Genomic DNA, 9,364 nt, shown 5'->3' on the forward strand with positions numbered 1-9,364 from the left:
GCGCCTGCCTGACCTGCCGCTCCAGCAGGGGCGTCAGTGTGCGGGTGAACGTCGCGGTGAAGTGCCCGAAGGAGTCCCAGTACACCATCACGTTGCCGATGACCGAGGGGCACCGGTCGCCGGGGCACAGGTACGGCGTGAAGTCGGAGAACTTGACGTTCAGGGGCGCGTCGCGCAGAGCGAGGATGGGCGAGGCCTTCGCCAGGCTGTAGGACTCGGCCTCCGTGCACGCGTCACGCCCCTTGGCCTCGACGCACTCCGGGGCCTTGAAACGGAACCGCGGAGTGTCGCGAAGCGCCAGCACGCGCACGCCCATCGCGCCGAGCTCCCTCCACCGCGAGATCATGCCGGGCGTCAGCGTCTCCCCGTCCGAGCCACCGCTGGAGTGCGTGCCCGTCGTGATGACCAGGTCCGGTGGGCGCCGTTTCAGTTCCGCCATCACGTTGTCCTGCCAGGCCGTGCAGGTGGGCTGGGGCTTGCCCTTGTAGATCTGCTCCTCGTCGGCGAGCATGCAGGAGCCCTTGGTCATGACGACGACGCGCCAGCCGTTCGGCTCGGCCATCTTCTCCAGGGCCGGGAGCCACTGGGCGGCATGGGAGTTCCCGATCAGCGCGATGGTGTGATTCGGCTGTTTGGCGCCATAGGAGCACTGCACCAGTTCGCTCTTGCGGGTGCCCTGCATGCAGTCGTTCTCGTAGACCGACGGGAGGTCCTGGGTCGCGATGTCGGGTGCCGGGCGCACCGGCAGGCGCGGCGGCTCGGTGACCGGTCGTCGCATGAGCACCGCGGCCCCCGGGTATCTGACGGGGTCGTCGGTGTGCGGTACTCGGTCGTGGGACTGCTGCTCCAGTTGCGCCGACCAGCCGACGGTGACGAGGACGACCGGCAGCAGGCACGCCAGCCCCAGCGCGAGCGACCACGTGCGGGTGGCGCGGGCCCGGCCCGCCCAGCCGGCGGCGTGGTCGGCCACCCAGGTGGTACCGGCGGCGAGGACGAACGAGACCGCCAGGATCGCACCGCCGCCCAGCAACCCCACGTCGCCGTCGATCCGTACCCGGAAAAAGATCAGCAGCGGCCAGTGCCAGAGGTACAGCGGGTAGGAGATGTCCCCGATGTACTTCAGCGCCCTGCTGGAGAGCAGCCGGTCGGCCCCGATCGGGCTGCCCGTCGTACCGGCGACCAGGATCAGCAGCGCCGCACCGGTCGGCCACAGTGCCACGTAGCCCGGGAACATGGTCGACACGTGGAGCAGCAGCCCGCACGAGATCAGCGCGGCCAGCCCGAACCAGCCCAGCGCCACCCGCACCGCGCGGGGCACCTTGATCCACGGCAGGACGATCGCCGCGATGCCGCCCAGCGCCAGCTCCCAGAGCCGCGCACCCGTGTCGAAGTAGGCCCAGGGCTGGTCGGTGGCCGTCCGCCACACCGAGTAGGCCAGCGACACGGCGAGCACGAGCCCCAGCACGCCGAGGAACACGGCGCGCGGCGTCCACGACGCCACCCTGGCCACCAGGATCGCCACCGCCAGCAGGGCCGGCCAGATCAGGTAGAACTGCCCCTGGATCCCCAGCGACCAGAAGTGCTGCACGGGGCTCGCGTCGGCGCCCCCCGCCAGGTAGTCGACGGCGTTCAGCGCCAGCCGCCAGTTCTCGAAGTACAGCGCCGAGGCCAGCACCTCGCCCAGGGTGTCGCGCCAGTGGGTCCGTGGCAGCAGCAGCAAGGTGCCGACCAGCACCCCGGTCAGCACGATGGCGGCGGAGGGGAACAGCCGGCGGGCCAGCCGGGCGATGAAGGCGGGGAACTGCACTCGCCCGGTGCGCTCCACCGTCCGCAGCAGCGACCCGGTGATCAGGAACCCCGTGAGCATGAGGAACACGTCCACGCCGCCCGAGACCCGGCCCAGCCAGATGTGGTAGGACGCCACCAGCATGATGGCCACGGCCCGCAGCCCCTGGATCTCCGGCCGGTGCCCGGCGCGCGGTCGGCCGGAGCCCGTGCCGGCAGAGCCTGTGCCGGCGGAGCCCGTGTCGGCGGGGCGGGATTCGCCCCGTGGTCGCGCGTCGAGTGGTGGCTGTTCGCCGAGAGGGCGTGCGGGGGCGGTCAATTCAGGCAATCCTCATTCGCAAGCGGCGGCACGGCGGGAACGGCATGCGAGCGGCGTCGCCGAGACCGCGGTTCACCGATCCCGCTTGCCTCCGCAGTCACATGCGTCGCTCGATTCAGCAGGCCAGGCTAGGACGGGTACGTGAATGGCGACCAGCCCAGCACATGAACGGCACGTGACTTCCGGCGCGCGCCGACCGACCGACCTGCCGGAACGCGCTGGTCAGGCAGGTGTCGCACGTCTTCGTCGCGCGGGTCGTCCGGCGCGGGCCGGCCCGCGCCGACGTCACCGCCGGATCGCGTCGGCGAGCTTCTTGTCGCGGGCGACCCGTACGAGCGCGGCGGCGAAACGGGCGAGATCGCTTTCGGGCACCAGATCGGCGAGCCTCTTGGGGTCCTTGGGCAGGCCGAGCCGCTCCGCCCCCTTGACGGTCTGGTCGTCGAGATAGGGCCGCAGCCATGGCCACACCGCCTGGGCCTCACGGCAGAAGATGTCGGCGCCGGTCGGGCCGATGCCGGGGAACTCCTGGAGCAGCTCCAGGGCCCGGCCGCGGTCGCGTTCCGAGTCGCGGGCGAGCCGGCGCAGGTCGCCCGCGTACTTCTCGAGGGCCAGCTCGCTCATCTCGCCGAGCCGGGTCGCGGTGCTCTCGTCGTAGCGCACGTAGTGGCCGCGGCCGAGCGCGTCCACGCGGTCCTGCCAGCTGAGCCTCAGCATGCCGCGCGGCGTGGTGCCGCCCGCGGCGAACAGCTCACGCGCGGCCGCGATGCCGATGTCGGCGCTCATTCTGGCGCTGAGCAGATTGGCGAGGACCAGTAGCTGGAAGAGCGGCGCGGGCTGGTCCTTCAGGGTGATATCCGACTCCCGCGCGTAGGTCGTACCGCCTTCCCGCAGTAGATGTCGCATGAGAGCGTCCATCGCGCCCACCTCCTCTGGGTTCGGCCCTACCCCGCGATGCGGGCACCAATCGGCGCCGATCACCGCCGGGCACTGCCATCATGACCCGATGCGGATTCTGCGAACCCCGGACGACCGCTTCGCCGATCTCCCCGGTTTTCCGTACGAGCCCAGGTACGCCGACGTCCCCGACCAGGACGGCGGGACCCTGCGGATGGCCTATGTCGAGGCGGGTCCCGCCGACGGGCCGGTCGTGTTGTGCCTGCACGGGGAGCCGAGCTGGTCGTTCCTCTACCGCGACGTCATGCGGGTGCTGGCCGGCGACGGTCTGCGGGTCGTCGCGCCGGACCTGGTGGGCTTCGGCCGCTCGGACAAGCCCGCCGAGATCGCCGATCACACGTACGCCCGGCACATCGCCTGGGTGCGGGCGCTGATCGACGTACTGGTCCTCCAGGACCTCACGCTGGTCGGGCAGGACTGGGGCGGGCTGATCGGCCTGCGGCTCCTCGCCGCGCAGCCGGATCGGTTCGCCCGTGCGGTCGCCGCCAACACCGGCCTGCCGACCGGGGACTTTCCGATGCCGGAGACCTGGCTGCGGTTCCGCGAGTCCGTGCGCACCGCGCCGTCCTTCGACATCGCCCGCTCGGTGCAGTCGGGCTGCCGGACGACGCTGCCCGGCGCCGTCCGCGCCGCCTACGAGGCGCCGTTCCCGGACGAGGCCCACAAGGCCGGGCCGAGGGCCATGCCCGGCCTCGTGCCGGCCGAGGCCGATGATCCGGAGGCGCCGGCGAACCGCGCCGCCTGGGACGTCCTGAGGCGGTGGGACCGGCCGTTTCTCGCGGCGTTCAGCGACCAGGACCCGATCACCGGCCCGATGGCACCGCTCTTCGCCCAGCTCGTCCCAGGGGCGAACGGCCGCGCCCACCCCACGATCGAGGGCGCCGGGCACTTCCTGCAGGAAGACGCGGGGGAGCGGCTCGGCCGCGAGATCGCCGCGTTCGTCCGGAGCACCGCATGACCGGCGCACTGCCCGGCCTGGAGGAGACGCGGGCGTCCGCCGCAGCGGGTGACGGCGGCCGCGCGCACTACGAGATCGAGCGATCGCTCGGCGGGATCTCGCCGGGCCGCCCGGGACCGGTGCGGATCGCCGGGGTCGACGAAGTGGGCCGGGGAGCCTGGGCGGGGCCGGTCGTGGTGTGCGCTGCCGTCACCGACCTCAGCCCGGCCCCGGCCCTGCCGGGCCGGGGCACGCGGCTCGTGCGGCTGACCGACTCCAAGCTGCTGACGGCGGCTCAGCGGGAGGCCTTCGCCGAGATCCTGCCCGGCTGGCTGAGCGCCCACGCCCTCGGATCGGCGAGCCCCGAGGAGATCGACGAGGCGGGCATGACCGAGGCGCTGCGCCGCGCCGCCGTACGCGCTCTGGAGGCACTGCCCGCACCACCCGACGTGGTCATCCTCGACGGCAAGCACGACTTCCTCGGAGCGCCCTGGCGGGTGCGATGCGAGATCAAGGCCGACCAGCGCTCGGTGACCGTCGCCGCCGCCTCGGTGCTGGCCAAGGTGCACCGCGACCGGCTGATGGCGGGCCTCGACGCCGAGTTCCCCGCGTACGGTTTCGCGGCGAGCGCCGGCTATCCGTCGCCGGTGCACCAGGAGGCGCTCAGGGAGTTCGGCCCGACGCCGCACCACCGGATGTCGTGGTCCTACCTCGACGACCTGCCGGAGTGGCGGCATCTGAAGAAGCACCGTGACCCGCTCGCCGGGACGGGGCAGCTCTCGTTCTTCGGCTGACCGGTTCTTCCGCCGGCCCGTGCCTTGGCCCGCCGGTGCCTCGGGGCGTGCTCGGCAGGACGGTCGCGGCGCGTCAGAGCCAGCCGTTGCGGCGGGCCGCCTGAACGGCCTCGATGCGATTGCGTGACGCCATCTTGCCGATCGCCGCGGACAGGTAGTTCCGCACAGTGCTCTCCGACAGGCGCAGGCGAACGGAGATGTCGGCCACCGTCGACCCGTCCGCGGCGGCGGCGAGTACCTCGCGCTCGCGTCCGGTGAGCGGATTCGGGCCGACCGACAGCGCCGCGGTGGCCAGCGCCGGGTCGACGACGCGCTCGCCGGCGAGCACCCTGCGGATCGCGGCGGCGAGGTCCTCGACCGGGCCGTCCTTCACCAGGAACCCGCCCGCCCCCGCCTCCATCGCGCGGCGCAGGTAGCCCGGCCGCCCGAACGTCGTGAGGATCATGACCTGGCAGGACGGCAGCGCCGCCCGGAGTTCGCCGGCCACATCCAGACCGGAGCGCCCGGGCATCTCGATGTCGAGCAGGGCGATGTCGGGACGGCACGCAGTTGCCTCGGCCACGACGAGATCGCCCGAGCCCACCTGGGCGACGACCTCGATGTCGTCCTCGAGGCCGAGCAGCAGGGCGAGCGCGCCGCGCATCATGCCCTGGTCCTCGGCCAGCAGCACCCTGATCATGTGGTGGTCCTTCCCGGCCGTGCCGGCTCCGGTGATGTCGCGGTCGCTCGCGGCATTATCGCGGCAGCGACCGCGCCATCACGAGAGGGGAGGGCGGGGCGTCACGCGGGAGCACCGGCCGGCAGGGTGACGGCGAGCCGGAAACCGCCGTCCGCGCGCCGCCCGGCGGTCAGCGTCCCTCCCGCGGTGGCCATCCGCTCGGTGAGGCCGCTCAACCCGTGCCCGACCGCTCCCGGTGGCTCGGCCGTCCCGTCGTCACGTATCTCCACGCTGGTGACGTCTCCGTCATGCCGTACGTCGATCTCGCACCGCCTCGCGCCGCTGTGCCGGATGACGTTGGTGACGCCCTCCCGCACCGCCCATCCGAGCAGTGCGTCGGCGTGCGGAGGCGGCGGCGGTCCCTCCTGCCGCACGACCGCCTCGATGGCCGCGTCGCCGAGCGCGGTACGGGCTGCGTTCAGTTCGGCGGACAGGCCACGGCCCCGGTAGCCGGTCACCGCCTGGCGGACCTCGGCGAGCGCGCGTCGCCCGACGGTCTCGATGTCGGCGGCCTGCTCGGCCGCCACCGCCGGGTCACGTTCCATGATCCGCCGTACGGCCTGCGCCTTCACGACCATCAGCGAGAGCGTATGCCCGAGCAGATCGTGCAGATCCCTGGAAAAGCGAAGCCGCTCCTCGGCGACGGCCGTGCGCGCCAGTTCCTCGCGGGTCTCCCGCAGGACCGTGATGACCGCGGAGAGTCTCAAGATCATGGCTGTCACCATCGAGGCCGTCGCGGTTCCGTACCCGAAACCGAGGATCGCGCCGCCGTCCTCGCCGCCGAGCCAGGTGACCAGCACGGCCAGCCCTGTCACCGCGCCCACCCCCGCGACCATGAGCGTCTCGCTGCGCCGGGTCACGTGGTGGCCGAGGACGGCGGCGCAGGCGATGCCGAGCATCGGGAACAGCGGGTACCACCGCCCCCCGAATCCGAGGGCGGCCGCCGAGACGGCCACCGCCAGGACGGTCAGCAGTGCGACGGGTACCCGCATGCTCACCCGGGCGCTGAACGCGGACAGGACCGTCGCGACGTAGAGCGCGACGACGACGAGCAGCACGCACACCGCCGTGAGCAGCCGCGCGTCCCGGTAGCCGAGGAGGTCCCGGACCGGCCAGAAGGTGATGCACAACCAGAAGCACAGCGCGGCCGGGGTCGGCCCGTCTCCCGTTATCCGCCCCAGATCGACGACGGGGGCCCGCCTCTCACCGCTCACGTGGAATCTCCCTCTTCGGTCAGCACACGGTATGTCGCCGGCGGCCCGCTCTGGCGGCGATCCGGCGCGAGGACGGGCCACGGGTCCGGTGCGGTGAGCCTCACGTCGCCCTGGCGGAGTGGCGGTAGGCCAGCACCGCGAAGGCCGTGAAGCCGGCGGCCCAGGCCGCCAGCACCGCCGCGCCGGTGAGTGACGGGGCGTGGCCGTCCACGACCCGCCAGGACAGCTCGCCGTACCGGTTGATCGGGGTCAGCTCGGAGACCGACGAGAGCCAGTGCGGGAACAGCGTGACCGGGAACCACAGGCCGCCGACCAGTGACAGGCCGAAGTAACAGAAGGCGCCGGCGGCCTGTGCGTTCTGCGCGCCGAGCCGGTAGCCGATGCCCATGCCGAGCAGGGCGACGGGGGCGATCCCCAGCCAGAGCAGCCCGATCACGGCGGCCCACCGGCCGATGGAGAGCGAGACGCCGTTGACCACGGCGCCGGCCAGGCAGACCGCGACGATCGGCGGGACCGCCACGACCATGGCGCACATCGTGCGGCCCAGCACCACCCGCGGGGGCGACAGCGGCAGCAGCCGCAGCTGCCGGATCCAGCCGAGCGTTTTGTCCTCGGCGACGCCGATGCCGTTGGTGAGCGCGGCGCCGACGGCGCCGAATCCGGCCATGCCGACCATCGAGTACCGAGCGGAGTCGTGCCCGTCCGTGGCGCCCATCTTCAGGTTGGTGAAGACGAGGTACATCGCCACGGGCGTGATCAGGGTCATGAACAGGTAACCGCCGTCGCGGAAGAGCCGCATCATCTCCAGGCGCACGTAGGCGAGCATCAGGACGCTCCTTCCGCGGTCAGCGCGAGGAACGCCGCCTCGAGCCCGGCGCCGGTGACCTCCAGGTCGCGGATGAGGTGATCGCGGGCGAGCGCCCTCACGGTGGCGTCGGAGTCGTTGCTGCGCAGCCGTGCCCGGCCACCGCCGATCTCCACCGCCACGACCCCGGGCAGCCGGTCCAGGCCGGCGACCGGGACCTCTCCGAGACCGAAGCTGACGACGCGGCCGCCGACCCGCCGTTTGATCTCGGCGCTGGTGCCGTCGGCGACGACGCGTCCGTGGTCGATCACCACGACCCGGTCGGCGTTGTCGTCGGCCTCCTCCAGGTAGTGGGTGGAGAACAGAACGGTCTTCCCGCGTTCCGCGTACGCGTGCATGCTCGCCCACAGTTCGCGACGCGACTCGACGTCGAGGGCCGCGGTCGGCTCGTCGAGCACGATCAGATCCGGTCCGCCGGCGAGTGCCATCGCGAAGCGCACGCGCTGCGCCTGGCCGCCGGACAGCCGGTCCACCCATCGGTCCGCGAGGTCGGCGATCCGCGCGGTGGCGAGGATCTCGGTCACCGGCTCCGGCGCCGGGTAGGTCCGCCGGATGAAGCCGATCAGCTCCCGCACCCTGACCCGGGGGATCAGCCTGGCCTCCTGCGGCATGGCGCCGATCAGCCCGGCCCTCACGGCGCGGTCCGGCGGGCCGCCGAAGACCTCGACCGTTCCCTCGTCGGGTGGGGTGAGCCCGAGCAGCATGTTGATCGTCGTTGATTTGCCGGCGCCGTTCGGGCCGAGCAGCGCCACCACCTGACCGCGCGGAATGGTCAGGCTCACGCCGTCCACCGCACGGATCGGGCCGTAGGTCTTCGTCGCGTCGGTGAAGGTCACCGCGTCTTCCGTCATGTCCACGACGCTAGGCATCGGGAGGGAGCGGTGGCAGAGCCGCCGATCCCGTCTGCGGAAGGACAAATGTCCTTGTTGGATTTGGTCCTGCCGCGCGTACGGTGTTCTGCGCTATACACGACAATGATGCGACACTTTGGCAGATCTGGCTCTCGCGCCGTGATGGGCACCGCCGCGCGCGATCTGTTCGAGCGCGTCCGCTGGCGCTATTTCCAGGTTCAACCGGGCGTCCGCCCGCTGGCCGGCGTGGCCTTTCTCGTGCTGGCCGTGGCGATCGCAGTCGTGGCGCACCTGCCGGTGCTGAACGTCGCGGTCTTCGCCGCGATCCTGCTGGTCGCGGTCGACCTCACGATGCGCTCGCCGGTCGGCATGGCGGTCGTCGCCATCATCGTCTGCTGGCTCGCCGTGACGGTGCCGCTCGGCCGGCTGTACCCGGCCCCGGAGCACCAGGCCGTCTTCCTGGCGCTGCTGGCCCTGCCGGTCGCGTTCGTTGCGTTCCGGCTGCGCGGCTTCGCGCCGTGGCGAACGACCCTGATGGTGCTGGCCTTCGCCGGGATCGCCGCGGCGGCCACCGCTCACCCGCTGCCGAGGCTGCACGTGGCGCCCGCCTGGCTCGCCGCCGCCGTCCTGCTGGCGTACCGCTGGGACCAGGCCCGCCGCGCCGTGCCCGCCGAGGCCTACGACACCGGGTGGGTGCAGGAACAGCCGGATCGCGAGGGCGTCCCGCCGGCGAGCGGCGCGTACACCCATGGTGTGCCCGCGGCCACGCAGGCGGCGTACGAGGAACGCGCGGCCGGGCCGGACCAGCCGGAGCGGCGGGAGCGGCAGGAGCCCGCGGACGAGAACCCGGTGATCTCCGTGGGCGAGGCGCTCGACGAGCTCGAGGGGATGATCGGCCTCGAACCGGTGAAGCGCCAGGTGCGCTCG

The 9,364-nt window shown here is 72.4% G+C and carries 8 protein-coding genes and 1 pseudogene; 3 read left to right on the forward strand and 6 right to left on the reverse strand.

All coding sequences use genetic code 11. The features are described 5' to 3' along the window. Both HKK72_RS31220 and HKK72_RS31225 read right to left on the reverse strand, forming a co-directional pair. Positions 1-2,104, reverse strand: a 2,104-nt coding sequence (locus HKK72_RS31220) for an acyltransferase family protein (RefSeq protein ID WP_261987382.1), incomplete at its 3' end; no start/stop codon positions are given. A 285-nt stretch (positions 2,105-2,389) separates the two neighbouring features. Then, positions 2,390-3,019, reverse strand: coding sequence for an endonuclease (locus HKK72_RS31225; protein WP_187238027.1), 630 nt, complete (start codon positions 3,017-3,019; stop codon positions 2,390-2,392). Between the two features lie 88 nt (positions 3,020-3,107). Here HKK72_RS31225 and HKK72_RS31230 point away from each other — a divergent pair, with 88 nt between their 5' ends. Together HKK72_RS31230 and HKK72_RS31235 are read left to right on the forward strand one after the other, a co-directional pair. Beyond that, complete coding sequence (locus HKK72_RS31230) at positions 3,108-4,016, forward strand: haloalkane dehalogenase (RefSeq protein ID WP_187238028.1); 909 nt, start codon at positions 3,108-3,110, stop codon at positions 4,014-4,016. After that, on the forward strand, positions 4,013-4,789 hold the full coding sequence (locus tag HKK72_RS31235) for a ribonuclease HII (RefSeq protein WP_187238029.1): 777 nt from the start codon (positions 4,013-4,015) through the stop codon (positions 4,787-4,789). Before HKK72_RS31230 ends, HKK72_RS31235 begins: the two co-directional genes overlap by 4 nt. Positions 4,790-4,862: 73 nt before the next feature. Here HKK72_RS31235 and HKK72_RS31240 read toward each other — a convergent pair whose 3' ends face one another. The 4 genes from HKK72_RS31240 to HKK72_RS31255 all read right to left on the reverse strand — a co-directional run bounded on the left by HKK72_RS31240 (position 4,863) and on the right by HKK72_RS31255 (position 8,437). Then, on the reverse strand, positions 4,863-5,468 hold the full coding sequence (locus HKK72_RS31240) for a DNA-binding response regulator (RefSeq protein ID WP_187238030.1): 606 nt from the start codon (positions 5,466-5,468) through the stop codon (positions 4,863-4,865). A gap of 101 nt (positions 5,469-5,569) precedes the next feature. After that, positions 5,570-6,721, reverse strand: coding sequence for a sensor histidine kinase (locus tag HKK72_RS42480; RefSeq protein WP_187238031.1), 1,152 nt, complete (start codon positions 6,719-6,721; stop codon positions 5,570-5,572). A gap of 100 nt (positions 6,722-6,821) precedes the next feature. After that, on the reverse strand, positions 6,822-7,547 hold the full coding sequence (locus tag HKK72_RS31250; RefSeq protein ID WP_187238032.1) for an ABC transporter permease: 726 nt from the start codon (positions 7,545-7,547) through the stop codon (positions 6,822-6,824). Further along, positions 7,547-8,437 carry an ATP-binding cassette domain-containing protein gene (locus HKK72_RS31255; protein ID WP_187238033.1) on the reverse strand — a complete coding sequence of 297 codons (891 nt, stop codon included), beginning with the start codon at positions 8,435-8,437 and terminating at the stop codon, positions 7,547-7,549. Before HKK72_RS31255 ends, HKK72_RS31250 begins: the two co-directional genes overlap by 1 nt. A gap of 162 nt (positions 8,438-8,599) precedes the next feature. Between HKK72_RS31255 and HKK72_RS31260 the strand changes: the two are divergent. Then, positions 8,600-9,364, forward strand: a pseudogene (locus tag HKK72_RS31260) (ATPase); the annotation flags it as partial.

The organism is Actinomadura sp. HBU206391 (assembly GCF_014323665.1).
Taxonomy (GTDB): Bacteria; Actinomycetota; Actinomycetes; order Streptosporangiales; family Streptosporangiaceae; genus Actinomadura_C.